Source organism: Aliiroseovarius pelagivivens (assembly GCF_900302485.1).
In the GTDB taxonomy this organism is placed as follows: domain Bacteria; phylum Pseudomonadota; class Alphaproteobacteria; order Rhodobacterales; family Rhodobacteraceae; genus Aliiroseovarius; species Aliiroseovarius pelagivivens.
Window position 1 is genome coordinate 1839879 of sequence record NZ_OMOI01000001.1, and the last position, 25609, is coordinate 1865487.

Below are 25609 nucleotides of genomic sequence, written 5' to 3' on the forward strand. Positions count from 1 at the left end.
GAGACACCCATGGCGCGCTTCCACAATCTTACTGTGACCGATATCCAGAAAACCATCCGCGACGCGGTGGTGGTGACGCTCACCCCTGAAGACCCCGAAGCTTTCGACTTCACCCAAGGCCAATACCTCACCTTCCGTCGCGACTTCGACGGGCAGGAACTGCGCCGCTCCTACTCGATCTGTTCGGGTCTGGACGATGGCAAGCTGCAGGTGGGCATAAAACGTGTCGATGGCGGCGCGTTCTCGACCTGGGCCAATGAAGAGCTGGCGACGGGCGCGATGATCGAAGCCATGCCCCCCATGGGCAACTTCCACATCCCGCTCGATGCGACCACCAACCGCCACTATCTGGGCTTTGCAGGCGGGTCGGGCATCACGCCGGTTCTGTCGATCATCAAGACCACGCTGGCGCGCGAGCCTCAGTCCGAGTTCACGCTGGTCTACGCCAACAAGGCCGTGACCACGATCATGTTCCGCGAGGAACTGGAAGACCTGAAAAACCTCTATATGGGCCGCTTCAACGTGATCCATATCCTTGAAAGCGACGCGCAGGAAATTGACCTGTTCACCGGGTTGGTGGATGCGGAAAAATGCGCGGCATTGTTCAAGAACTGGATCGACATTAAATCCGTCGACACAGCCTTCATCTGTGGCCCCGAACCAATGATGCTGGGCATTGCCAAGGCACTGCGCGATCATGGGCTGGACGATGCCCAGATCAAGTTCGAGCTGTTTGCCTCAAGCCAACCGGGCCGCGCCGCCAAGAAAGCCACCAGCAAAGCTGCTGTGTCGGGCGAAGGCATCGAAGCTGTGATCGCCATGGACGGTGCAAGCCGCACCATCACCATGGACGGCGAAACCTCGATCCTGGACGCGGCTTTGGCCAATGACATGGACGCGCCCTACGCCTGTAAGGCCGGGGTCTGCTCGACCTGCCGCTGTAAGGTTCTGGAAGGCGACGTGGACATGATCACCAACCACGCGCTGGAAGATTACGAGGTCGAGAAAGGCTATGTCCTTTCCTGCCAATCCTATGCCCGCTCGGGCAAAGTCGTCGTCGATTTCGACCAATAAGGAGACCCCAATGTCAGAGATGAGCATCACCGATTATCTGGCTCAGGGCGGTGTCCTGACCAATCCCGAAAACGTCCCGGCGCGCTATCGCGCCGAGCTGATGCGCCTGATGGCCACTTTCGTGGACAGCGCATTGGCAGGGGCTGCTGGCTTCGCCGACATCATCAACGAAGGTCCGGGCATCAAGGAACGCATCGCGGCTGCCAAGATCGTTCTGGAAAAAACCGACAATGCCGACAAGGTTCTGTCGATCATGGGCGACTTCGGCGCCAACACCGCACGCTATGCCAACCACCATCCGTGGACGGATCGTGTGGCGCGCGACGCCGATATTGGCACCTCGCGCACGGATACAGACATGCGCCTGTCGGTGTTCAATTATCCCATGCAGGGCTGGTCGGATGCCGTGGTCATGAACCTTCTGATGGGTCTGGCCGTGGGCGTGCAGATGAGCGAGTTCAAACGCGTGTCCTATGCCCCCTTGGCCGAAGCCTTCCGCGCCGTCGGCCCGGTCGAGGCCCGCCACGCCGAACTGGCCGCCGAGGGCATTGAACGCCTTGTGGAAACCGGCACCAGCATGGCCGACCTGCAAGCCAGCGTCGACTATTGGTGGCCCCGCGTCGCCGCAAGCTTCGGCAAGGACGTGTCGACCCGCGCCAGCCAATTGCAGGCCTTTGGGCTGCGCCACTCATCAAACGCCGAACTGCGCGAGGAATGGGAAGCGGCTGCTGCCACCACCTTGGACAAACTGGGGCTAAGCGCACCGTAAGCGCCCGCCCACCCGAATACGAACAGAGGACAGAGCATGACCCTGATGAAAGTCTCCAGCTTCGCGGCTGGTCAATGGATCGCACCGGGCGCAAATGCCCGCCCAATCGCCTCGGCCATCACTGGGCTGCCGCTTGCTGAAGCGGGTGGCGCCGATCTGGATATGCAGGCGATGATCGACTATGCGCGCAATGTGGGCGGCCCTGCCCTGCGCGAGATGGGCTTTCATGACCGCGCCAAGATGCTGAAAGCACTGGCAATGGAATTGGGTCAGCACAAACAAGAGCTTTACGACCTCAGCTTCGACACTGGGGCCACGCAATCGGACCACATGATCGACATCGACGGCGGTGTGGGCACCGTGTTCGTCTTCGCCTCAAAAGGCCGTCGCGAGATGCCGGACGGTAAAGTCTATATCGATGGCGAGATCGAGCAGCTGTCGCGCAACGGCACCTTCCTTGGCATGCACATCGCGACCCCGCTGCAGGGCGTGGCCGTCCACATCAACGCGTTCAACTTCCCGGTCTGGGGCATGCTGGAAAAACTGGCCCCGACGCTTCTGGCCGGTGTGCCCGCGATCGTGAAGCCTGCTACGGCGACCTCTTACGTGACCGAAGCCGCCGTACGCATCATGCTGGACAGTGGCATCTTGCCCGAAGGCGCATTGCAGCTGATTTCCGGCGGCACCGGTGACCTTCTGGACCGTCTTGGCCCGCAGGATATCGTCAGCTTCACAGGCTCGGCCCAGACCGCGTCGATGCTGCGGTCAAACCCGAACATCCTGAAAAACTCGGTGCGCTTTGTGGCCGAACAGGACAGCCTGAACGCCTCTATTCTGGGGCCTGACGTCACGCCCGGCACGACGGAATTTGACCTCTTTATCAAAGAGGTACACCGCGAGATGACCACGAAGGCGGGTCAGAAATGTACTGCCATCCGCCGCATCATCGCGCCGGAAGCACAGGTTCAAAACGTGATTGAGGCCCTGTCGGCCCGTCTGGACAAAACCGTGATCGGTGACCCGCGTGCCGAAGGCGTGCGCATGGGCGCTCTGGTCTCGGCCGGGCAGAAGACAGATGTGTTGCAGAAGGCCGCCGCCATCGGGTCGGAAAGCAAGATGGTCTATGGCAACCCGGATGACATCGATTTCGAAGGCGACGTTGATCCAGGCGCTTTCGTGAAGCCGATGCTGTTTCACTGCGAAAACCCCGACACCGCGACCATCGTCCACGAATGCGAGGCGTTCGGTCCCGTGTCGACCATCATGGGCTATCGCGACATCGCCCACGCCATCGAATTGGCAAACAAGGGCGAAGGCTCGTTGGTCGCCTCGGTTATCACCGGATCGGGCGAAGTAGCGCGCGAAGTTGCTATGGGGGCCGGCGCCTTCCACGGTCGCCTGTATTTCAACAACGCAACCTCGATGAAAGAATCCACCGGTCACGGCTCGCCCCTGCCGCACATGGTGCATGGCGGTCCGGGTCGTGCTGGCGGCGGCGAGGAAATGGGCGGTGTCCGTGGTGTACTACACTACATGCAACGGACCGCCATTCAGGGCAGCCCCGACATCCTGACCTCGATCAGTGGGCGCTGGGTGCCCGGCGCGACCGAGATCACCGGCCCGGCTCACCCGTTCACTCGCAAATATGGCGAGCTGTCGATTGGCGAGACGCTGAACACCAAATCGCGCGAAGTCACATTGGCGGATATCGAAAAGTTCGCCCATTTCACCGGCGACACCTTCTATGCGCACATGGACAGCGAAGCCGCCAAGCGAAACCCATTCTTCCCGGATCGCGTGGCGCATGGCTATCTGCTGCTTTCCTTCGCCGCTGGCCTGTTCGTCGAGCCCAACGAAGGCCCCGTTCTGGCCAATACCGGACTTGACAACCTGCGCTTTATGAAGCCAGTCGAGGCCGGTGACAGCATGAAAGTGCGCCTGACCGTGAAGGCCAAAACGCGCCGCACGGATGAATATGGCGAAGTACGCTGGCACGTCACCCTGACCAATCAGGATGACGAACTGGTGGCGGAATATGAGCTGCTGACGATGAACGCCTATTGAGGACACGATGACACTGACCGACCCGCTTCAGGAGACGCTGGCGCACTTGCGCGACAGTAGCGATCTGCGCGTCTGGTCAGTAATCGTTACCTTAATGGGGGATCTGACCGTTATGGGTGCGCCGGATGCTGATGCGTCCGGCGTTTCCGGTCAGGCCTTGGGTAAGGTCATGGCCGCCCTTGGCATCCGCCCGGAAGCCACCCGAGTGGCGCTGCACCGGCTGCGCAAGGATGGCTGGATCGAAAGCACGCGGCACGGGCGCCGCTCTGTCTATCACCTGACACAAGACGGGCTGGCCCAGACCAAGGCCGTGGCGGATCGCATCTATGGCCCTGCGCGTGCAGCGCCTGCGCAATGGCATCTGCTTGCCCTGCCCCCGCACGCCGAAGATGATGGAAGCTTTGACAGCTTGATCGCCGAGGGTTTCAGCGAACTTATGCCCGGCGTATTCCTTGGCACCTCGGCCCCACGCACGACGCCCGAAGCACTGCATTTTTCTGACCCAAAGGCCGAGTTGCCCAGTTGGGTCATCGCAAAGCTTGCGCCGCCGAAGTTGCAAATAGATTCGGATCAGTTGCGAAAAACAATTAAGCACCTGCCGCTCGGCGCTTTACACAGCCTATCCGCGCTGGATCGCGCAGCTCTCAGGCTGGTATTGCTGCATGAATGGCGACGTATCGCGCTTCGCCTGCCCGACCTTCCAGTGGAGGCGATCTGCCCGGACCTTCAGGTTCGCGCATTGGTGCATGAGGCTTTGAAGGCGCTTGGGCCGCTGCCGGTTGACCAACTGTCCCCATAAACAGAAACGGCCCCGCGCAGTCTGCACAGGGCCGTTCAATCATTTGTAATCCAGATCAGGCGTGTTCCAGCAAGCCCTTTTCGGACGCAAGCTCTTGCATGCGCTTTTGTAGCTTCTCAAACGCCCGCACTTCAATCTGACGGATCCGCTCGCGGCTGACGTCATAGACACCCGATAGGTCTTCCAGCGTCACCGGCTTATCTTTCAGGCGGCGTTGGGTCAGGATGTCTTTTTCCCGATCGTTCAGAACATCCATGGCTTGCGACAGAAGCTCGCGACGGACGTTCATTTCATCGGTTTCGGCATAGTCGCCCGCTTGGTCGGCATCTTCATCTTCCAGCCAGTCCTGCCACTGCATCGCACCTTCGCCATCGTTCGAGACAGTCGCATTCAGCGACGCGTCCCCACCCGATAGGCGACGGTTCATCGAGATTACCTCTTCCTTGGTCACGTTCAGGTCATCAGCGATTTTCTGAACGTTTTCCGGACGCAGGTCACCTTCTTCCAGCGCACCAATGCGCGCCTTCGCTTTACGCAGGTTGAAGAACAGCTTTTTCTGAGCCGACGTCGTGCCAAGCTTTACCAGCGACCACGAGCGCAGGATGTATTCCTGGATCGAGGCACGGATCCACCACATCGCATAGGTCGCCAAACGGAACCCTTTTTCAGGGTCAAACCGTTTTACGGCCTGCATCAGGCCCACATTGGCTTCGGAAATCACCTCGGCCTGCGGCAATCCATAGCCGCGATAGCCCATGGCGATCTTGGCGGCCAGACGCAGGTGCGAGTTCACCATCTGGTGCGCAGCGTCACGGTCCTCGTGATCGGCCCAGCGTTTGGCCAGCATGTATTCCTGTTCCGGCTCCAGCATCGGGAATTTCCGAATTTCCTGAAGATAACGATTCAAACCGCCTTCTGGCGTCGGGGCCGGTAAATTTTTATAGTTGCTCATCTTTGCAAACTTCTCCTGTCCGCTTCCCTCATGTTTAAGGGCTTAACATCGAGATAAGCCTTACAACACAGTTTTCAAGAGGGTGTCGTCGACTTTCATTATCAGAGTATGAACCTCTGCGCGCAAATGTAAGAGGATGACACATTGCCTCACGGCTTCGTGCAGAAAGTTGCAAATGCAAATTAAAGCAGAGGCGCCATCATCCCGACCGTGTTGATTAGAACACGGCGGGTAATCGACCAGCTTTCGACCTTCTTGCGCGAAACAGGCAAAGAGGCGTTCAAGAACAGCTCTTGCTTTTCCACGATTGCACCGACGGTGGTCGGATCGGCCAGCATCATGCTGTTTTCATAGTTCAGATCAAAGCTTCTGCGATCCAGATTGGGGGACCCGACAAGGGCCGCCTGTCCATCCACGGTCAAGATCTTGGCGTGCAGAAGGCCGGGCTGAAACTCGTGGATCTCGACACCCGCCTTCAACAACGCCCGATAGAAGCTGCGCGAGGCAAAACCCACGAAATGGCTGTCATTATTGGCCGGTACGTTCAGCCGCACCCGCACCCCACGCACGGCTGTGGCACAAATCTGCTGTTGCAAGGCTTCGGAGGGCACGTAATAGGGCGTGGTGATCACCACCTCCTCCTGCGCCGAGGCCAGAAGCATCTGCGCCATGTCGGGCACGCCCTGCACGCTGATGTTCGGTCCCGTCCCAGCCACGACAGCCGGGAAGCCGTCATCTGGCACCGGTGTTTCGCGCTGCAAAATATCCGAAATGTCCGTCCCGCCGTTGACCATCCAATCCGAAACAAAAAGCCGTTGAGACTGCCACGCCACCGGCCCCGAGATGCGCATCATGATGTCGACCCAAGGCGCAAATTTCTTTTTCACCAGAAACGCCGCATCAGAGCAGTTCTGGCTGCCCACATAGGTCGTATCATGGTCAATCACGATGATCTTGCGGTGATTGCGGATATCGAGTCGGCGGAAAAAGGCGGCGAGCGGGGCAAACCGAAACGCAAAGGCCACGACGGTTTCGATACCGGCCTCTTTCATCTTCCGCCACAAAGGATCTGCCAGCAGCCCACGCGACCCAAGCCCGTCGACAATAACCCGACAGGTTACACCGCGTGCCGCAGCCCGCATCAGCGCCTCGGCCACGCGGGTTCCGTTGCGATCCGTCAGCCAGATATAGAACAGCAGATGCACGTGAGCGCGCGCTGCGTCGATGTCAGCAATCAGCCAGTCGATGCTCTCATTACTGTCTGTCGTGACCTTGGCACGGTTGCCCGCCACAGGTTGAAATCCATTGACCGACGCCGCACGCGCAAAGGATTGGCGATACAGCAATGGCAACTCGGGCGGTTGCATATCCCCTTTGGGGCGCTTGGGAAGTTCGCGCCGCAAGTCCTTGAGTTTCTTGTCAGATCGTCGATCCGAGCTGGTGTCTCCAAGAAAGAAATACGCGATGACACCAACAAGAGGTAGCGACATGATCACGACGACCCACGCCAGACGCGACGCCGCCGAGCGGTGCTCTCGCGTTACTGCCCGCGCAATTGTTGCGATGTCCAGAAGCACCAGCAAGACAGCCCAAGTGCCGCCCCAAGTGATCGCCCAGGAGATCTCGAACATGCCTGCATTACCTCACACTCAGCACACAGAAATCAGCCCGCGCGCAGGGTTTCGATCAATGCCAGCATATCGTCAGGTATCGGTGCTTCAAAGCTGAGTTTTTCGTCCGAAACCGGGTGTACGAATCCCAGTGTCGCAGCATGCAGCGCTTGGCGTGGGAAGGCGCGTGCCGCCTCGACGGCATTAGGGCCAATTACCTTCACGTTCAGCTTGCGCCGTCCACCATAGGTGGGGTCTCCGATCAGCCCGTGTCCCGCATGGGCCATGTGCACACGAATCTGGTGGGTCCGTCCTGTTTCCAACCAGCATTCGATCAGCGCGGCTTGCACCGGCGTGCCAAAGCTTTCCAATATCCGTGCCCGCGTCACCGCATGACGCCCACCCGAAAACAGCACCGCCTGCTTCTGGCGATCGGTCTTGTGACGTGCCAGTTGCGTGGTGATCTTTAGAATGTTGCCCTTCTCAAAGCTTGTCCCCTTGATGCCGCCCAGACGCGGATCCGCCTGATCCGGCGCACCGTGAGTGACCGCCAGATAGTGCCGCTCGGCCGAGTGCGCTTCGAACTGCTTGGCCAGCCCATGATGGGCCGCATCCGATTTCGCGACCACCAGCAGGCCCGAGGTATCTTTGTCGATCCGGTGCACGATGCCCGGACGCTTTTCGCCGCCCACACCTGACAGGTTGCCGCCAAAGTGATGCAACAGCGCATTGACCAACGTGCCGGTCGGCGTGCCGGGCGCGGGATGAACGACCATCCCCGCAGGCTTGTTCACCACGATCAGGTCATCATCTTCATAGACGATATCCAGCGGAATATCCTCGGGGCCAATATGGCTTTCATTAGCCTCGGGGACGCGGATCTCAAGCTCGTCCCCTTCGGCCAGTTTCGCGCGCGGATCATCCATCACCTTTCCGCCCATTGTGACTGCCTCGTCGGCGATCAGCTTGGCCAAACGTGACCGCGAAAGGTTTGCTTCCTCTGGCACATCGCGCGCAATCGCCTTATCAAGACGCTTGGGCGGGTTCTCGGCTATGATGACCCGGATAATCCGGTGCGAGGTAGACATGGACAAAACTCCTGAACAGGAACTGGACGAAGCCCTAGAGGACAGCGTGGGCCTTGGCACCGTGCGCTATCTGAAAACGATTGTCACGGCAATGACGGTAGCAACGATTCTGGGGATGATCGTGTTGATCACGGTTGTGGTGCTGAGATTCTCTCAGACCTCACCCGAGGCGTCCTCGCTGCCCTTGCCAGATCAGATCACCCTGCCAGATGGCGTGACCGCGGAAGCCGTGACACTGGGCCGCGACTGGATCGGCATCGTTTCCGGGGATGAGATTCTGATCTACAATACAGACGGCGCGCTGCGAAAGCGTATCTCTTTGCGCTGATTCATTTGCGTGCTGTAAAGGGAAGGATGGTACCGACACCCCGGCTCGAACGGGGGACCTCTTGATCCACAATCAAGCGCTCTAACCTACTGAGCTATGTCGGCACGCCGGATGCATTTACCCCCCCACGCGGGGCATTGCAAGAGGTCGCGGGTTGAAAAATGCACGAAAGCGCACTAACCCGATCAGAAGAAATTCAGGAGGCCACACATGGGCATCAACGACGAACGTGACATCGACGCAAACCTTCAGATCGGACCAACTTCGATTGGAATGGTGCGCCTTTATGTCGAAGGTGGCGGCGTGGAACTGCCGATGGATTTCGAACCGGAAGAGGCCGAAGAAATCGCAGAAGAGCTTCTGACCGCTGCCAAACAGGCGCGTGCACTTGCCGACAGTGCCAAATCTAAGAAAAAGTAACGTTTTCTAAACGTTGGCCAATGCCGCCACGCCAGGATCACGAAAGCTTTGCAACCGGCGCGCGGCATGGGTCGCAAATTTCTGCACCATCACTTTGCGCCGGGCCGGTGCCAGCTTGTCTTCCGGCCCCATGCGCAGAATCTCGGCATCATAGCTGTCTGCAATGATCAGCCCGGTGTCGTCCGGCAACAGCTCGGTCGGAAAGTCGGAATCAACGGCCCAGAAATAGCGGTCACACCATTCGAGATACCCTTCCCATTTGCTGTCCGAGGTGAAATCCACGCGCGAGGATTTACACTCGATCACCCAAATCTCGCCCTTTGGACCCAAGGCCATCATGTCGACCCGCAGCCCCCGCGTGGGCACCAGCTCTTCGACCGTAACGAACCCGTGGCTCAGCATGTGGCGGGATACGCCACGTGCCAGCAACTGCCCGGGCATCAGGGTTTGATCAGGAACGGTCATAAGGGCAATCGAACATTTCGTGAACAAATTGTCAATGGACCGGACGGGACTGGTCACCCCCCTTGCGCCCGAGACGTCGTGCGCCTATCTAGGCCAAGGCGGCTTCTGCCCTTCTCGTCACATGCGGGTAAAATTCCAGTGGCCTTAAGCAATTCCGAGGGAGCTGGCTCTGTTTGGGCCGTGGTCCACTTACCCGGCGCCCACCTGTATATACAGGTCCTCGGGAATTCAGACCCCGACGGTTGCGGTGGGGCCGCCACTTCCCACTTTCACTCCAGCGCCAGTGCGCTTTACTTGATCTTGTCCAGAAGCTGTCCGCGCACATCTTCGGGAACGAACTTGCTGACATCGCCGCCCAGCTTGGCGATCTCTTTCACCAGCTTCGACGCAATCGCCTGATAGCGTGCTTCCGCCATCAGGAACACGGTCTCGACGCTGTCATCCATCGCACGGTTCATGCCAACCATCTGATATTCATACTCAAAATCCGTCACAGCCCGCAGACCGCGAATGATGATCTGCGCGCCAACATCATGGGCGCAATCAATCAGAAGGTTTTGAAACGGGTGGGCAACAATCTCGGTCCCGGTTTCGGCGGCCAGCTTGGCACATTCGCTTTCGACCATGGCCACACGCTCTTCCAGCGTGAACAACGGACCTTTGCCCGTGTTGATCGCGACGCCAATCACCAAGCGATCCACCAAGGCACAGGCACGACGAATGATGTCTGTGTGCCCCAATGTGATCGGGTCGAAAGTTCCGGGATACAATCCGATGCGCATGATCTGGTCTCCTTGCAGTGGGCGCACGCAACATTATGGCGCGCCCAAATGCAAGCTTTTTCCGCAGTGCAGCGTATTCCTACGTAAAGCGTTCCGTATTAAACTTGAGACACAAATTTGTTTCGAAACGCCCGCAACACGGATATCTGACACTGCGTTGCGGCTTTCCCCTTCTAAGGAAAAACCCGAAACGCTTTTATACGGGTTAGTAGCCCATAATCATGTTTTTCAGCGCATCCGCCTGCTGCGAGAGCTCTTCCAAACGCGCTTTGACCACATCGCCAATCGAGACAAGCCCGACCATCTCGTCGCCTTCCATCACCGGCATGTGGCGAAAGCGGCCCTCGGTCATGGTCTGCAACACCTGAATGGCGCGGTCGCCCGGCGCACAGGTGATCAGCTTCTCGGTCATCAGATCATCCACCGGCTGATCCAGACAGCCCGTGCCGACCTTGCCAAGCTCGGAAACGATATCGCGCTCTGACAGAATGCCTGCCGGATGCACACCATCATTTGACACAATGACAGCGCCGATTTTCTTATCAGACAAAAGCTGTGCCGCATCTGCCACCTTGCTGCCCGGCTTGACCGTTGCAACGCCCTCGAGGTCTTTGTCTTTGAGGATCTGGTGAATGAGCATAGGCGCCCTCCTGTCTGTATGTATTGTATTTTTCTGTCCCCAGCGTCACCCCTTGCGCAACAAAATGTCAAGAGCTCTTTGCACCTGCAGCGTCATCTGCCCACCATTCCTTCAAGCCGGGCAACTTCGTCCCGAATCCCACACAACAGCTCTTCGCCCACCCGCGCGAAACGTTCCATGCGCGCATCGCCCTCGTGGCGCACCAGATAAAAGGAACGTCTGATCGACAATTCATCCGTCAAAACCCGCTTCAGTTCCGGTGCTGACGGCAAAATGAAATCATGCGTCACCCCCACACCGCCGCCCTGCTTCACAAGACCCAACTGAACCGAGACAAGGTTCGAGGCCAGCGCGGTTTTCTCAACACCCAGATCCTCGAGAAAATCCAATTCAGGATAGGAAATCATGTCTTGAATATACCCCACCACGGGATGGTTGCGCAGGTCGGCCAAACACTCCAAAGGCGCAGCCTGCTCTAGATACTCATGCGACGCCGCAAGATGCAGATTGTAATCCGTGATCTTTTGAACTGTGATCCGTCCAGTCTGCGGAGGCGAAACCGTAATCGCCATATCCGCCTCGCGCTTAGACAGGTTGATCACACGCGGAAGCGCCACAATCTGCAACTCCAGCTCAGGATGATCGCGCTGAATCGCGGCGCAGACCTGCGGCAGAATGAAACTTGCCACCCCATCGGTGGCCCCGATCCGCACTTGCCCGGACAACTGGCCAGACTGCCCTGCCAGCTCGTCCACGCCTGACATTACCGCCTGCTCGGCCCGTTCAGCATGGGACAACAGGCGCAGCCCCGCATCGGTCAACGCATAACCTTGCGGAGATTTCGTGAATAGCGACAACCCAAGATCCGCCTCCAACTTGGACACCCGCCGCCCCACGGTCGCCGCATCGCGTTTCAACACACGTCCAGCGCGCGACAGGCTTTCCCCGCGCGCCACCGCCAAAAACACTTTCAGATCATCCCAGTCCAAACCCGATCCTCATTTTCTTGCCAGAAATATCCTGGGGTGAATGCGCACCGCGCAGAGGGGCAAAGCCCCTTCCACCTATCCCGGGCATACCGGCATTTTGCAATAATGCAAAACCCTTTTGAAAAACTACCCCTTTTCCCGGCAATTCTGCAAGACTATCCTGCGCCTGAAAATTGGGAGATTTACCATGCAGAAACTTGGACACTGGATCAACGGCCAGATGGTCGATGGAACGTCAGGCCGCTTTGCCGACGTCTACAACCCCGCCACTGGCGAAGTGCAGGCACAGGTTGCCCTGGCCACCAAAGCCGAGCTGGACGACGCCGTCGCCAAAGCCGCCGAAGCCCAGAAAGCTTGGGGTGCCACCAACCCGCAGAAACGCGGCCGCGTAATGATGGCTCTGGTTGGCCTTCTGAACCGTGACATGGACAAACTGGCCGAAGCCCTGTCGCGCGAGCATGGTAAAACCATCCCCGACGCAAAAGGCGACGTACAACGCGGTCTGGAAGTGATCGAATACTGCATCGGTGCTGCCCAGATGATGAAGGGCGAGTTCACGGATTCGGCTGGTCCCGGCATCGACATGTACTCGATGCGCCAGCCGCTGGGCGTTGTGGCCTCGATCACGCCATTCAACTTCCCCGCCATGATCCCTCTGTGGGGCATGGGTCCGGCCTTGGCCGCTGGTAACGCGATGATCCTGAAACCGTCCGAGCGTGACCCCTCGGTTCCGCTGATGCTGGCTGAGCTGTGCAAAGAAGCTGGCTTGCCCGATGGCGTGCTGCAGGTTGTAAACGGCGACAAAGACTCGGTTGACGCCATTCTGGACAACGAAACCGTGCAGGGCGTGGCCTTCGTTGGCTCGACCCCGATCGCGCACTACATCTACTCGCGCGCAACCGCCAACGGCAAACGCGCACAGTGCTTCGGTGGTGCGAAAAACCACATGATCATCATGCCCGACGCAGACATCGAGCAAGCCGCTGACGCGCTGATCGGTGCTGGTTTCGGCGCTGCTGGCGAACGTTGCATGGCGATCTCGGTTGCTGTTCCGGTAGGCAATGAAACCGCAGACAAGCTGCGTGACGCTCTGGTCCCGCGCATCGAGAAGCTGAAAGTGGCCCCATACACCGACGGTGATGATGTCGACTACGGCCCCGTTGTGACCGCTGCCGCCAAAGAAAACATCCTGCGCCTGATCAATTCGGGTGTTGAACAGGGTGCTGATCTGGTTGTCGACAGCCGTGACTTCAAACTGCAAGGCTATGAAGACGGCTTCTTTGTTGGCCCGCACCTGTTTGACAACGTCACAACCGACATGGACATCTACAAGCAGGAAATCTTTGGCCCTGTTCTGTCGATGGTCCGCGCCGAGAACTATGAAGAGGCAATCGGCCACGCCATGGATCACGAATACGGCAACGGCACCGCGATCTTCACCCGCGATGGTGACACCGCGCGTGACTTCGCCAACCGGATCAACATCGGCATGGTCGGCATCAACGTTCCGATCCCGGTTCCGCTGGCCTATCACACCTTTGGCGGCTGGAAAAAGTCGGGCTTCGGCGATCTGAACCAGCACGGTCCGGACGCGTTCAAGTTCTACACACGCACCAAGACCGTGACCCAGCGCTGGCCGTCGGGCATCAAAGAAGGTGGCGAGTTCAACTTCAAAGCCATGGACTAAAACCACTACGGTTTAAACGAAACGCCCCGGCCATCCGCCGGGGCGCTTTGCGTTTGGGGGTCCTGCCCGCTTGTTCATCCGACATTCTCTTGCCAAAGTAGACCTGCGCGACGCAGACAGGAGGACAAGCCATGGCCCGACAAGCCCCGACATTCTCGATTGGGATCGAGGAAGAATACCTTCTGGTCGACCGCGACAGTCTTGCCCTGCGCGAAGCCCCCGACGAAATGATGGAGGCCTGCCGCGCAGAGTTGGAAGGCCAGGTCAGCCCCGAGTATCTGCAATGTCAGATCGAGATTGGCACCCGCGTCTGTGCCAACGTGACCGAGGCCCGCGATGACCTGAAACGTCTGCGCGCCAGCGTTGCCAAACACGCCAAGGACTATGGCTTGGCCCCGATTGCGGCCTCGTGCCATCCGTTTGCCAGCTGGAAAGACCAGCATCACGTCAATAAAGACCGATACAACGATCTACGCCGCGATCTGGCGGGCGTTGTGCGTCGAATGCTGATCTGCGGGATGCATGTGCATGTGGGGATCCCCGATCCCGACACCCGGATCGACCTTGTGAATCAGCTGTCCTATTTTCTGCCGCACCTTCTGGCCATGTCCGCCAGCTCACCTTTCTGGCAGGGCGAGGATACGGGGCTGGCGTCTTACCGGCTGACCGTCTTTGACAACCTTCCCCGCACCGGCCTGCCCCCGCAGCTTGGCAGCTGGTCGGAATATGAACGCTCGGTTCAGGCGCTTGTGGATATCGGCGTGATCGAGGACAGCTCGAAAATCTGGTGGGATCTGCGCCCGTCTGCCCGCTTCCCTACGATCGAGGCACGGATTTGCGATGTTCAGCCCCGGCTGGAAGACACCTTGTCTCTGGCCGCTTTGATCCAATGCCTGACCCGGATGCTGTGGCGTCTGAAAGCACGGAACCAGCGCTGGCGGCAGTATGACAACTTCCTGATCGGTGAAAATCGCTGGCGCGCGCAGCGCTACGGCGTATCCGGTGGGCTGATTGACTTTGGTCTGGGCGAGATCGTGGGCTTTGATGCCCTTATGGACGAGATGATCGAGCTGATCGCCGAGGATGCACAATTTCTGGGGTGTGAAGCAGAAGTCGAACGCGCCCGCTTGATCTTGTCAAACGGCACACCCGCTGACCGGCAACGCGCTGTGTATCAAGACAGTATTCAGGCCGAAAAACCGAAAGAAGAAGCTTTACGCGATGTGGTCCGCCATCTGGTCAACTCTTTCCATGACGGACTGTGAAGCACCGTATTTCTACGTGGTTTTTCGATGGTTTAGACCCAGTTAATTCCAAGAATGCGGTGGAACAGTCATGGGGCTTGAAAAACTCCTGTAAGGATTGCGCCATAATGTGAGCCGCAAACACGTGGACGGGAGAGATAAATGGATTTCGCGCTTTCCGAGGAACAGACCCTCATTTTCGATATGGCCAAAAGCTTTGGGGAAGAAAACATCGCCCCCAACTCCGAGAAATGGGAGGCCGAAGAAACCATCCCGAAAGAGCTGTGGCCGCAACTGGCCGAGCTGGGTTTCGGCGGCATCTATGTATCCGAAGAATACGGCGGTTCGGGCCTGTCGCGTCTTGACGCCACGCTGATCTTCGAAGCGCTGGCCATGGCCGACCCGGCCATTGGGTCTTTCCTGTCGATCCACAACATGTGCGGCGGCATGATCGACAAGTTCGGTAAGGAAGAAGACAAGCAGAAATGGCTCCCGGCACTCTGCTCGATGGAGAAAGTCTTCTCGTACTGCTTGACCGAACCCGGTTCGGGATCGGACGCAGCCGCGCTGAAAACCCGCGCCGAAAAGACCGACGAAGGCTATGTGTTGAACGGCAACAAGGCGTTCATCTCGGGTGGCAACTATTCCGACGTTTACGTCACCATGTGCCGCACCGGCGAAGATGGCCCCAAGGGCATCTCGACCGTGGTTGTCGAAGCCGGCACGCCGGGTCTGAGCTTTGGTGCAAATGAGCGCAAAATGGGATGGAAGGCACAGCCGACCTCTCAGGTGCAGTTCGATGATTGCACCATTCCTCACGAAAATCTGCTGGGCGAAGAAAGCAAAGGCTTTGTCTATGCCATGGCCGGTTTGGACGGCGGACGTCTGAACATCTCGGCTGGTGCGCTGGGTGGTGCACAAAAGGCGCTGGATCTGACCCTGCAATACATGGGCGAACGCAAGGCCTTCGGCAAAACCATTGACCAGTTCCAGGCGCTGCAATTCCGTCTGGCCGAGTATGAAACCAAGCTGCAAGCCGCACGTACCTTCCTGCGCCAAGCCGCATGGAAGTTGGACAATGGCGCGCATGATGCGTCGAAATTCTGCGCCATGGCCAAGCTGATGGTCACGGATGTTTCCTTTGAGGTCGCCAATGGCTGCCTGCAACTGCATGGCGGTTATGGCTATCTGTCCGACTATGGCATCGAGAAGATCGTGCGTGACCTGCGCGTACACCAGATCCTTGAAGGCACGAACGAGATCATGCGCCTGATCGTCGGTCGTCAGCTTCTGGCCGAGCGCGACCGCGGCTAATGTCGGATATCTCGATCCGAAAAGAAGGCAAAGCTGGGCGGATCACTTTGACCCGCCCAGAGGCCCTGAATGCACTTAGCTATGACATGTGTCTGGCCATCGACGCAGCCCTGATCAAATGGGCCGATGATGACGACGTTGCGCTGATCCTGATCGACGCCGAGGGCGACCGCGCCTTCTGTGCCGGTGGTGACATCCGCGAGATTTACGAGATCGGCCTGTCGGGCGATCACACCCGTGCGCAGGAATTCTGGCGCGACGAATATCGTATGAACGCGCGCTTGTTCGAATTCCCGAAACCCGTGGTCAGCTTCATGCAGGGCTTCACCATGGGTGGTGGCGTTGGCGTGGGCTGTCACGGCTCACACCGGATCATGGCGCGTTCGTCACGTATGGCGATGCCGGAATGCGGGATCGGGCTGGTGCCGGATGTGGGCGGGTCGATGATCTTGGCCCATGCGCCGGGACGGTTGGGTGAGTATATCGGCATGACCGGTGCACGCCTTGCGCCGGGCGATGCCATCCATGCCGGCTTTGCTGATTACGTGATCCGTCAGGCCGAATGGGACGCGCTGAAGGCGGATTTGATCCGCACCGGTGACCCAAGCCACATCGACGAGGCCGCGATCCCACCGATCCCCGGCAACCTGTCGGCCATGCAGCCGATGATCGACGCCCATTTCGGCGGCGGCAGCTTGGGCGAAATCGTTGCCTCTCTGCGCGCCGAAGACAGCCAGTTTGCCGAAAACACGCTAGAGCTTCTGGGCCGGAACTCGCCCTTGTCGATGGCCTGCACGGTCGAGATGCTGCACCGTATGTCGGACACTCGTGACGTGCGGACCACGCTCGAACTGGAATACCGCTTCGTCTATCGTGCGCTGGAACATTCCGATCTGGTAGAAGGCATTCGTGCCGCCGTGATCGACAAAGATCGTAACCCAAACTGGGAATACGACATGGAAAACCTGCCGCAAGAGGCAGTCGAACATATGCTTGCCCCTTTGGGCGACAAGAAACTGACATTCTAGGGAGAACCTCATGAAAATCGGATTTATCGGACTGGGCAACATGGGTGGCCCAATGGCTGCAAACTTGGCCAAGGCCGGTCACGAGGTCACCGGGTTTGACATGGCTCCGGTCGAGATCGAAGGCGTGGCGTTGGCGGCATCGGGTGCAGAAGCGGCTGCTGGCAAAGACGTGGTTGTGACCATGCTTCCCAACGGCCAAATCCTGCGTGCTGTTGCCAATGAAATCGTACCCGCGATGGACAAAGGCGCGGCTTTCGTCGATTGCTCGACTGTAGACGTGGAAAGCGCACGCGCTGTGGCTGAACAAGCCGTAGCGGCCGGCCTTCTGCCCGTAGACGCCCCCGTGTCGGGTGGCGTTGGCGGTGCATCGGGTGGCACGCTGACCTTCATGGCTGGCGGTTCGGCCGAGGCGTTTGCCAAGGTCGATCCCCTATTCGACATCATGGGTCAGAAAGCCGTGCATTGCGGCGACAGCGGTGCAGGTCAGGCCGCCAAGATCTGCAACAACATGATCCTTGGCATCACCATGATCGGCACCTGCGAAGCCTTCGCGCTGGCCGACAAGCTGGGTCTTGATCGTCAAAAGATGTTTGACGTTGTGTCGACTTCGTCGGGCTATAGCTGGACGATGAATGCCTATTGTCCCGCCCCGGGTGTTGGCCCGGCGTCGCCTGCCGACAATGACTATCAGCCGGGCTTTGCTGCTGAGTTGATGCTGAAAGATCTGCGTCTGAGCCAGCAAGCGGCCGAAGCAGCAGATGCGGACACGCCGATGGGTCAAGCGGCCACCGACCTTTACACGCAGTTCGTCGAAAACGAAGACGGTCTGGGCATGGATTTCTCGGCCATGTTGCCGCGCTTTGAAAAACGCGGTCGCAGCTAAGGCGCGTTCGGTTTAGCCTAAACACATGAGCTGGACCGAACACACAGATCAAATCGCCGGGCTGGACGCTCCAGCCCGCGCACTTTTGGACACGCTTGCCCCGATGGATGTGGCAGATGGGGCTGTATTGTTTTGCCCCGGAGAGGCCGTGAAAGGCTATGTCGTCATGCTGTCTGGGCAGGTCGATGTGAACCTGATCGGCCCCAATGGGCGCGATATTCTGCTCTATCGCGTGGCACCGGGCCAAAGCTGCATCCAGTCGACGCTGGGGCTGCTGGGCGGAGACGCCTATACTGCTGAAGCCACCGCCGAAACCCCTGCCCGTCTGGTCCTGATCCCGCGCGACGTGTTCTTCGCACTTCTGGACAGTTCGCCCGGCTTTCGGCGACTGGTCTTTGGTGCCTTTGCCGAGCGCATGCAGTCGATGATGCAGCTGATCGAGAACGTCTCGTTCATGAGTGTCGAGGCCCGTCTGGCCGCCCTTATTCTGGACCGCTGTGGGCCAGATGGGTGTTTACACATGACACAGGCCGAGATGGCTACAGCGATCGGCACCGCACGCGAGGTGATCTCGCGCCGGTTGGACAAGATGGCACATGCGGGTTCTGTTGCACATGAACGCGGTGTCGTAAGGGTTATGGATCGCAAAGCGCTAAACAGAATCGTCAACGGGACAGCTTTTTAACCATCCTATGTGACCACGTCACATGCCTTTCCCCGAAAGCCTTGCTAACAAGGTGTCAGACAAGGAAAGGAGTTCATCATGCTCAAACATAACGAAGGCAATCTGGATCGCATCCTGCGCGTAGTCGCGGGGCTCGCCCTGCTGGGGTGGTATTTCTTCGCTGGCGGCCCGATCTGGGCGCTGATCGGTATTGTACCGTTGGCAACTGGCGCGCTGGGATCCTGCCCGGTGTATTCGATCTTCGGGATCAACACCTGCAAGCTTAAAAACAAAGCTCAATAAATTCGCAACTTTTGGGTGCTAAACCCAGTTGCGTAGCGAGTGAAACAGTAAACGCCGGGCCCCTAGGAGCCCGGCGTTGTGTTGTTACGAGGGGGCCGCGTTCACGGCCCACCCGGTCTATTTCGTGATGATCTCTGGCCCCATCAGCAGGGTTGGCAACCATGTCGACAGGAATGGGATATAAGTCACCATGATCAGGAAGACGAAGAGCACAGCCAGGAACGGCGCCGCTGCCTTCACGACCCTCATCATTGGCATCCCTGCCACGCCTGAGGTCACGAAAAGGTTCAGGCCCACTGGCGGCGTAATCATCCCGATTTCCATGTTCACCACCATGATGATGCCAAGGTGGATCGGATCCACGCCCAGCTCGATGGCAATCGGGAACACCAACGGCGCCACGATCACGATCAGGCCCGAAGGCTCCATGAACTGACCGCCGATCAGAAGGATCACGTTCACGATAATCAGGAACATGATCTTGCCGAACCCCGCCGACAGCATTGCGTTGGCGATCTGCTGCGGGATCTGTTCATCGGTCAGCACGTGCTTCAGGATCAGCGCGTTCGCAATGATGAACATCAGCGTGATGGTCAGGCGACCGGCCTCGAACAAGGTACCGCGCGTGTCTTTATGGAAGAACGCGGTGATCAGCGCCTGAGGCTTCTGAAGCAGGGTCTTCTTACCTTCGCCGGTGTCCGCCAGCGGACCCATGTCTCGATAGACGAAACAGGCCACGATGAACGCATAGACGGATGCCACCGCCGCCGCTTCCGTGGGCGTGAACAGCGCGCCAGTCACACCGGGAATGCCATAGATGCCGACCATGATGATCACGATCAGAAGCAAACCCCACAGCGCGTCCGAGAAGCTGGACAGGATCTCGCGCCAGCCAGCGAATTCGCCCTTGGGCATGTCCTTGATCGTGGCGATCACATAGATTGCGACCATCAGCAACAGGCCCGCCAATAGGCCGGGGATAACACCTGCCAGGAACATACGTCCAACCGAGACTTCCACGGCCGAGGCATATACCACCATCACGATCGACGGCGGGATCAGAATGCCCAACGTACCTGCGTTACAGATAACACCTGCGGCGAAATCCTTGGTGTAGCCCACCTGACGCATCGCCGCGATGACGATTGTCCCGATGGCAACAACGGTTGCAGGGGATGAGCCCGAAAGTGCGGCAAACAGCATACAGGCAAAGACGCCTGCAATCGCCAGACCGCCCCGGAAGTGCCCCACACAGGCGATCGAGAAGCGGATGATCCGTGCCGCCACGCCGCCCGTCGACATGAACGACGACGCCAGAATGAAGAACGGGATCGCAAGCAGTGTGTAGTGCCCGGCCTGCGCCTGATAGAAACTCTGCGCGACCGAGGCCAGCGACGTTTCCGAGAAGAGCAGAAGAAAGGTGATCGAGCTCATGCCTAGCGCAACCGCGATCGGCACGCCGATCATCAGAAGGCCAATGACCATGGCAAATAGGAATACGACGTCCATGGGTTACTCCTCCCACTGATGGTCTTTGAGCTGGTCGATCTCGTCCTCGACCTCGTGGCTTACGATCAGGGCGTCCTGCTGGCCGCGCCAGATGCGCATTGTGGCTTGCAGGAACCTGAACAGAAGCAACCCGACCCCGACGGGCAGAATGGTATAGGGGACGACGCGGGGCAGCTTGTCATAGGTCTCGCCCTGATTGATCAACCCCTCCAGAAAGCGCAGGATTTCAGGCATCGGCACCTGATCGGTGATGTACCACGCCTGATCGCGGGTCTTTTCGAAGCCGGTGGGGAACCAACGGCCCGACGTCCGGTCAAGGGCGGCATAGGGTGCCCAATAATCCCAAGCGCCTTTCATCAGCAGGAATGCATACACGATGCAGACTGCGGCAGCGATCAGCGCGACAATCCTACGGGTGCGCGACGGCAGCATGTTGGTCAATGCGTCCACTCCAAGGTGGGCCGTGACCTTTACGCCGTAGCTCACACCGAACAGCACTAGCCAAGCGAACAGGATCAGAGTGACTTCAAGCCCCCAGATGATCGCGCTGTTAAAGACATAGCGCAGGACGACGTTTACGAAAGTGATCATCACCATCAGGCCAAGAAGCAGCGAGATGACCGTTTCCTCGAAGCCTTTGGTGTTATGTGTTGTGGAACTCATGGTGGTTCCTCTCCATGAGGTTGGGCCGCGCAGCGCAGAACGGATCACGTCTGGCCGGGCCGGGGATAAGTGGTGTCGGGGCAGACCAAAGCCTGCCCCAACCGAAAAGCTTAGTGCATTCCGTTGATTTTCTGAGCTTCTGCGATGTTCTCGGCGCCTACATCAGCTTCAAACTGAGCCCATACCGGCTTCATTGCTTCCAGCCACGCTGCGCGCTGCTCGTCGGTCAGCTGGCGCACGACGCCGCCGGCGTCAATAACGGCTTGTTTCGAGGCTTCGTTCACGGCGAAAGCTTCGCTGTTACGGAAGGCTGTGACCTCATCCACGATGGTGGCCAACTGGTCACGCACGTCTGCGGGCAGACCGTCCCACCAGTCAACATTGGTCACGACCATATAGTCCAGCAGACCGTGGTTGGTTTCGGTCACACCGTCCTGAACTTCGAAGAACTTCTTGCCGTAGATGTTCGACCAGGTGTTTTCCTGACCGTCCACAACTTTCTGCTGCAGCGCACCGTAGACTTCCGAGAAGGCCATCGGCTGCGGCGATGCACCCAGCGCTTCCATCTGGGCAACCAGCACGTCCGACGTCTGAACGCGGAACTTCAGGCCAGCAGCATCGGTCGGCAGCTCAAGCGGTTTGTTGGCCGAGAACTGCTTCAGGCCGTTGTGCCAGAAACCCAGACCCAAAAGGCCACGGCGGGTCATCGACTCTTTCATCGCCTGACCGGTTTCCGACTGTTGGAATGCATCCACAGCGTCCATGTTCTTGAACATGAAGGGCAGATCGAAGATGCGGAACTGTTTGGTGAAGGCTTCGAACTTCGACAGCGACGGCGCAGCCAACTGAACGTCGCCTTGCAGCATCGCTTCCAGAACCTGATTGTCGTTATACAGGGTCGAGTTCGGGTAAACCTCCATACAGGCTTTGCCGTTCATTTCGTCATTCACACGCTGTTCCAGCAGCGACGCGGCAATCCCTTTGGGGTGCTTGTCAGTGTTGGTAACGTGGCTGAACTTGATGACAATCTCGCCATCGTCACAGGCAGCTTGAGCGGTGGTGACAGACGCAGCGATGGCAATGGCCGAGGCCGCAATGGTCAGGAATTTCATTTGGTGTCCTCCCAGACAGATAGAAAGCGCCCCAAATCGGGCGACTGCCTTATTGGGTCACGGCTTTGTAACGTCGCCAAGGGGAACAGGGAAGATCACAGGAATTGTGAGTTTTATCGTTTATTTACAAAATATTGGCATTTTTCTTGCTGACAACATAGCCGCATTGCAACCGCGGCATGGGCGAAAAATCACACAGCAGACCACGGGGTTTGTGCGGAAATCCGCACAGTCAGCCGCGAAACGCCTCGGGCCGAATCCCGTGTCGCGCCAACTTGTCGTAGAATGTTTTTCGGGGCAGCTTCAGTTCCTTTGCCGCCGCGCTTGCACCACCGCCATGGCGCTTCAGGGCATCCATCAGAAGCGACCGCTCGACCTGCGCCAGTTGCTCGGCCAACCCCAGCCCTGCGTCATCTTGAGGGCTGTCCATCTGTCCCAGACCAAGCCCCATAGAAAAGCGCATGGCAGCATTCATCAAGGCACGCGCATTGCCCGGCCAGTCCTGCGCCATAAGCTGTGCGATCGCATCTTGGCCGATCTCGGGTGGGGTCAGTGCCGCTTGTTCGGATGAGATCGAAACATAGTGCCGGAACAAGAGTGGGATATCCTCTTTCCGTTCGCGCAGCGCCGGAATGCGGATTCGCAACAGGTCCAGTTTATAAAAGAGATCCGCATTGAAACGGTCGGCTTGATGCTCGACTTCGAGGTCCCGATAGCTGCCTGCGACCATGCGCCAGTTACCCGGCTGATCCAACAAATCCAGCAGCCTGTATTGCACGCCAGCCTCCAGCGCGCCGACCTCGTCCAAAAACAAGGTGCCGCCCTCGGCTCGGTCCACGCCAGCCAGAAGATCTTCCGCGCCAAGTCCCGCCGCAGCCAGTTTAACAAAGGGCCGCGTCGCATCGCCGGACAGAAGGTGCAGAACTTCGGCAATCTTAGACGTTCCCGAGCCCGGCTCACCGCAAATCAAGACCTCGGCATTGGTGGCAGCGGCAGCCCGAACCTGCGCGCGCAGCTCTTCCGCCAGCCCACTTTCCCCGATTAAAAGTCGCGCTGCTGCGTCTCCGGTTTGTGCTTTGGCCCGAAGGGCACGGTTTTCAAGCACAAGGGCTCTGGTTTGAAGCGCCCGCCCCACCACCGACAGCAATGTATTGGGATCGCAGGGCTTCTCTAGAAAATCAAACGCGCCTTCGGTCATCCCGCGCACAGCCGTCGGGATGTCCCCCTCTCCGGTCAACAGTATGACGGGCAAATCCGGGTCGACAGCTTGCGCCTGCTGCAGCAGCGCAAAGCCGTCCTTGCCGGGCATACGAATATCCGACAACACCACCCCCGGAAATCCCGCGAGAAGATGATCCTTCGCCTCGACATAGCTGCCCGCAGCAATCACGGTCAGGCCGTCCAGCTCAAGCGTTTGGCCCAATGCCTCGCGCACCATCATGTCGTCATCGACCAACAAAACGGTCCGGGTCATTCCGTATCCCTCCAGTATGGCAGTTCGACAGTAAACATCGCCCCGTTTTCGCAATTTCGGCCGCGTATGTCGCCCCCGAAGCTTTGCACAAGCCCATACGAGATTGACAGTCCCAGCCCCATGCCCTCCTCGCCCACTTGCTTGGTCGAGAAGAACGGCTCAAAGATCCGGTCTGCGTCTTCAATGCCCGGCCCGGTATCGCGTACGGTCACCGACAGTGTTTTTCCATCGTTGATCACGATCCGAATATGGCGATCATCCTGTTCCATCATCGCGTCTGCAGCGTTGTTGATCAGGTTTACAAAGACCTGAGACAATCGCACCTCGCCCGCCTTGGCAAAAACCGGTTCGGACGGCGGCGTCCAGTCCAGCGTGATCCGATCTGCCTTCAACCGAGGCTCCGTCAACTCTACGGCTGTCGACACCACATGCCCCAGATCGACCTTGCCCATCGGTTCGTTTTCGTTGCGCGCAAAGGCGCGCAGGTTCTTGATGATCCGCCCCATGCGATGGGCCAGCTCGGAAATTCGCGTCAGGTTCTGCCCGGCCTGCTCCCCCTGCCCGCGTTCCAGAAACAGCGTGGCATTCTCGGAAAAGCTGCGGATAGCCATCAGCGGCTGATTTAGCTCGTGACTGATGCCTGCCGACATTTGACCAAGCGCCGACAGCTTGCCCGCCTGCACCAAGTCATCCTGCGCTTTCTTCAACGCCGCCTCAGCTTCGCGCCGTTCCCGGTTTTCGCGCAGCAGGTCAACGTTTGCTTCTGAAAGCGCCTGAGTGCGTTCCGCCACACGTGCTTCAAGCCGGGCATTGGCCGCAGCTTCGATACGCAACCTTTCGTTCAAGGCGCGACGGCGTTCGCCCACCGCCAGAAGAAGCCCGCCAATCCCCAAACAAATCGCACCGGCAATGGCCGCCAACAGGGCCGCACTTCGTTCCGCCGGAGCGGTGTCCAACAGGATCTCGCCGCTCAGCCCAACGGTGGACAGATCTCGGGTTAGATGCAGCGCGCGATCGGGAAGATAGGGCCCGGCCTCAACGGACCAAACCTCGTGCCCTGTCCAGTGGCTGGCGCTGCTGTTCAAGAACCGCTCGGCCGGACGGGCGACGCTGACCAAATCCAGCCGGTTCGATACAAAGACCCGTTCGCCATTCAGGGTGAAGAACAGCGCTGATGCGGTCGAGGGCCAGTTCTCTTCAAAATCCAAAAGGTTCGTGCGTGCGATGACCGCACCCTGCTGCTGTTCTCCCTCGCCCAACACGGGCGCCGCAAAGGAAAACACACGGCGCAGGTTTCCGTTGCCCGCGGACTGAAACTCGGCTTCAGATCCCAAAGCGCCTGTGAGCGCGCGATGGATCATCGGGCTTGCCGGGTCCAACTGCTGCCGGGTCTGATGGGACGCTGCCAGAACGCGCCCTGTGTGATTTACCAGTAAAAGCTGATGCGCGCCGGTCATGTCTGCCATCGCCCGAAGCAAATCATCCGCCGCCTGCGTGTTCTCGACCTCACCGCTCAACTGCGCCTGTAAAACAGGATGGCGCGCCAGTATGACGGCCAGTTCACGGTAGCGAAATAGGTGGCGCGTCAATTGGTCCGAGGCCAGCTCCAACTCGGACGAGGCTTGTTCGGACAGCGGTGTTAACGCCGCGCGCCACGCCACCGCCCAGACCCCGGCACTGATAACCAGTGTCCCGAGAAGAAAGGGAAATATCCATTTCGTATGCAAAAACCGCAACATGACGGCAGC

General features: G+C 58.6%; 26 protein-coding genes and 1 tRNA gene. 13 read left to right on the top strand and 14 right to left on the bottom strand.

Features of this window, described 5'->3' with window-relative positions; genetic code table 11:
- Positions 1-9 precede the first annotated feature (9 nt).
- The 4 genes from ALP8811_RS09005 to ALP8811_RS09020 are packed head-to-tail and all read left to right on the top strand — an operon-like array spanning position 10 to position 4706.
- The gene (locus ALP8811_RS09005; protein WP_108856780.1) at positions 10-1074 is read left to right on the top strand and encodes a 2Fe-2S iron-sulfur cluster-binding protein; all 1065 of its coding nucleotides are present in this window, start codon (positions 10-12) and stop codon (positions 1072-1074) included.
- Positions 1075-1084: 10 nt separating this feature from the next.
- Positions 1085-1843, top strand: coding sequence for a Phenylacetic acid catabolic protein (locus ALP8811_RS09010; RefSeq protein ID WP_108856781.1), 759 nt, complete (start codon positions 1085-1087; stop codon positions 1841-1843).
- Between the two features lie 36 nt (positions 1844-1879).
- Entirely contained in the window at positions 1880-3907 is a 2028-nt protein-coding gene (gene paaZ / locus ALP8811_RS09015; RefSeq protein WP_108856782.1) for a phenylacetic acid degradation bifunctional protein PaaZ, read from the top strand.
- A 7-nt stretch (positions 3908-3914) separates the two neighbouring features.
- Positions 3915-4706, top strand: a complete 792-nt coding sequence (locus ALP8811_RS09020) for a PaaX family transcriptional regulator (RefSeq protein ID WP_108856783.1) — start codon at positions 3915-3917, stop codon at positions 4704-4706.
- A 55-nt stretch (positions 4707-4761) separates the two neighbouring features.
- Here the strand turns inward: ALP8811_RS09020 and rpoH are convergent, their stop codons facing one another.
- From rpoH to ALP8811_RS09035, 3 genes are all read right to left on the bottom strand, one after another.
- A complete protein-coding gene (rpoH, locus tag ALP8811_RS09025; RefSeq protein ID WP_108856784.1) occupies positions 4762-5658 on the bottom strand; it encodes an RNA polymerase sigma factor RpoH in 897 nt (298 codons plus the stop codon).
- A gap of 182 nt (positions 5659-5840) precedes the next feature.
- Positions 5841-7289 carry a cardiolipin synthase gene (gene cls / locus ALP8811_RS09030; protein ID WP_108856785.1) on the bottom strand — a complete coding sequence of 483 codons (1449 nt, stop codon included), beginning with the start codon at positions 7287-7289 and terminating at the stop codon, positions 5841-5843.
- Between the two features lie 32 nt (positions 7290-7321).
- A complete protein-coding gene (locus ALP8811_RS09035; protein ID WP_108856786.1) occupies positions 7322-8356 on the bottom strand; it encodes an RluA family pseudouridine synthase in 1035 nt (344 codons plus the stop codon).
- On the opposite strand from ALP8811_RS09035, the gene ALP8811_RS09040 reads away from it, so the two are divergent.
- The gene (locus ALP8811_RS09040; protein ID WP_219928720.1) at positions 8355-8684 is read left to right on the top strand and encodes a DUF6476 family protein; all 330 of its coding nucleotides are present in this window, start codon (positions 8355-8357) and stop codon (positions 8682-8684) included. The genes ALP8811_RS09035 and ALP8811_RS09040 overlap by 2 nt on opposite strands.
- A 27-nt stretch (positions 8685-8711) precedes the next feature.
- On the opposite strand, the gene ALP8811_RS09045 is transcribed toward ALP8811_RS09040, so the two are convergent.
- Positions 8712-8788: transfer RNA gene (locus ALP8811_RS09045), tRNA-His, on the bottom strand.
- A gap of 106 nt (positions 8789-8894) precedes the next feature.
- Here ALP8811_RS09045 and ALP8811_RS09050 point away from each other — a divergent pair.
- Complete coding sequence (locus tag ALP8811_RS09050) at positions 8895-9104, top strand: DUF6324 family protein (protein WP_108856787.1); 210 nt, start codon at positions 8895-8897, stop codon at positions 9102-9104.
- Positions 9105-9110: 6 nt separating this feature from the next.
- Here ALP8811_RS09050 and ALP8811_RS09055 read toward each other — a convergent pair whose 3' ends face one another.
- From ALP8811_RS09055 to ALP8811_RS16350, 5 genes are all read right to left on the bottom strand, one after another.
- Positions 9111-9569, bottom strand: coding sequence for an MmcB family DNA repair protein (locus ALP8811_RS09055; RefSeq protein WP_108857494.1), 459 nt, complete (start codon positions 9567-9569; stop codon positions 9111-9113).
- A 290-nt stretch (positions 9570-9859) separates the two neighbouring features.
- Positions 9860-10351, bottom strand: coding sequence for a pantetheine-phosphate adenylyltransferase (gene coaD / locus ALP8811_RS09060; protein WP_108856788.1), 492 nt, complete (start codon positions 10349-10351; stop codon positions 9860-9862).
- Positions 10352-10556: 205 nt separating this feature from the next.
- Entirely contained in the window at positions 10557-10991 is a 435-nt protein-coding gene (locus ALP8811_RS09065; protein WP_108856789.1) for a CBS domain-containing protein, read from the bottom strand.
- 92 nt (positions 10992-11083) lie between these two features.
- A complete protein-coding gene (locus ALP8811_RS09070; RefSeq protein WP_108856790.1) occupies positions 11084-11980 on the bottom strand; it encodes a LysR family transcriptional regulator in 897 nt (298 codons plus the stop codon).
- Positions 11967-12185: a hypothetical protein gene (locus tag ALP8811_RS16350; RefSeq protein WP_181363728.1), complete on the bottom strand. Its 219-nt coding sequence runs from the start codon at positions 12183-12185 to the stop codon at positions 11967-11969. The genes ALP8811_RS09070 and ALP8811_RS16350 overlap by 14 nt, the downstream gene beginning before the upstream one ends.
- On the opposite strand from ALP8811_RS16350, the gene ALP8811_RS09075 reads away from it, so the two are divergent.
- The 7 genes from ALP8811_RS09075 to ALP8811_RS09105 all read left to right on the top strand — a co-directional run bounded on the left by ALP8811_RS09075 (position 12168) and on the right by ALP8811_RS09105 (position 19103).
- Positions 12168-13667, top strand: a complete 1500-nt coding sequence (locus ALP8811_RS09075; RefSeq protein WP_108856791.1) for a CoA-acylating methylmalonate-semialdehyde dehydrogenase — start codon at positions 12168-12170, stop codon at positions 13665-13667. The genes ALP8811_RS16350 and ALP8811_RS09075 overlap by 18 nt on opposite strands.
- Positions 13668-13798: 131 nt before the next feature.
- A complete protein-coding gene (locus ALP8811_RS09080; RefSeq protein WP_108856792.1) occupies positions 13799-14932 on the top strand; it encodes a carboxylate-amine ligase in 1134 nt (377 codons plus the stop codon).
- A gap of 141 nt (positions 14933-15073) precedes the next feature.
- On the top strand, positions 15074-16225 hold the full coding sequence (locus ALP8811_RS09085; RefSeq protein ID WP_108856793.1) for an acyl-CoA dehydrogenase family protein: 1152 nt from the start codon (positions 15074-15076) through the stop codon (positions 16223-16225).
- Positions 16225-17253, top strand: a complete 1029-nt coding sequence (locus ALP8811_RS09090; protein WP_108856794.1) for an enoyl-CoA hydratase/isomerase family protein — start codon at positions 16225-16227, stop codon at positions 17251-17253. Before ALP8811_RS09085 ends, ALP8811_RS09090 begins: the two co-directional genes overlap by 1 nt.
- A gap of 10 nt (positions 17254-17263) precedes the next feature.
- Positions 17264-18136 (top strand): 3-hydroxyisobutyrate dehydrogenase, encoded by an 873-nt coding sequence (gene mmsB, locus ALP8811_RS09095; protein WP_108856795.1) that lies wholly within the window; start codon positions 17264-17266, stop codon positions 18134-18136.
- A gap of 25 nt (positions 18137-18161) precedes the next feature.
- The gene (locus ALP8811_RS09100) at positions 18162-18821 is read left to right on the top strand and encodes a Crp/Fnr family transcriptional regulator (RefSeq protein WP_108856796.1); all 660 of its coding nucleotides are present in this window, start codon (positions 18162-18164) and stop codon (positions 18819-18821) included.
- A 78-nt stretch (positions 18822-18899) separates the two neighbouring features.
- Positions 18900-19103, top strand: coding sequence for a YgaP family membrane protein (locus tag ALP8811_RS09105; RefSeq protein WP_108856797.1), 204 nt, complete (start codon positions 18900-18902; stop codon positions 19101-19103).
- A gap of 117 nt (positions 19104-19220) precedes the next feature.
- On the opposite strand, the gene ALP8811_RS09110 is transcribed toward ALP8811_RS09105, so the two are convergent.
- The 5 genes from ALP8811_RS09110 to ALP8811_RS09130 all read right to left on the bottom strand — a co-directional run bounded on the left by ALP8811_RS09110 (position 19221) and on the right by ALP8811_RS09130 (position 25600).
- Positions 19221-20612 carry a TRAP transporter large permease gene (locus ALP8811_RS09110; RefSeq protein WP_108856798.1) on the bottom strand — a complete coding sequence of 464 codons (1392 nt, stop codon included), beginning with the start codon at positions 20610-20612 and terminating at the stop codon, positions 19221-19223.
- Positions 20613-20615: 3 nt separating this feature from the next.
- On the bottom strand, positions 20616-21275 hold the full coding sequence (locus ALP8811_RS09115) for a TRAP transporter small permease (RefSeq protein WP_108856799.1): 660 nt from the start codon (positions 21273-21275) through the stop codon (positions 20616-20618).
- 110 nt (positions 21276-21385) lie between these two features.
- A complete protein-coding gene (locus ALP8811_RS09120; protein ID WP_108856800.1) occupies positions 21386-22387 on the bottom strand; it encodes a DctP family TRAP transporter solute-binding subunit in 1002 nt (333 codons plus the stop codon).
- 232 nt (positions 22388-22619) lie between these two features.
- Positions 22620-23861: a sigma-54-dependent transcriptional regulator gene (locus tag ALP8811_RS09125; RefSeq protein WP_108856801.1), complete on the bottom strand. Its 1242-nt coding sequence runs from the start codon at positions 23859-23861 to the stop codon at positions 22620-22622.
- A complete protein-coding gene (locus ALP8811_RS09130; RefSeq protein ID WP_108856802.1) occupies positions 23858-25600 on the bottom strand; it encodes a sensor histidine kinase in 1743 nt (580 codons plus the stop codon). Before ALP8811_RS09130 ends, ALP8811_RS09125 begins: the two co-directional genes overlap by 4 nt.
- Positions 25601-25609: the final 9 nt, after the last annotated feature.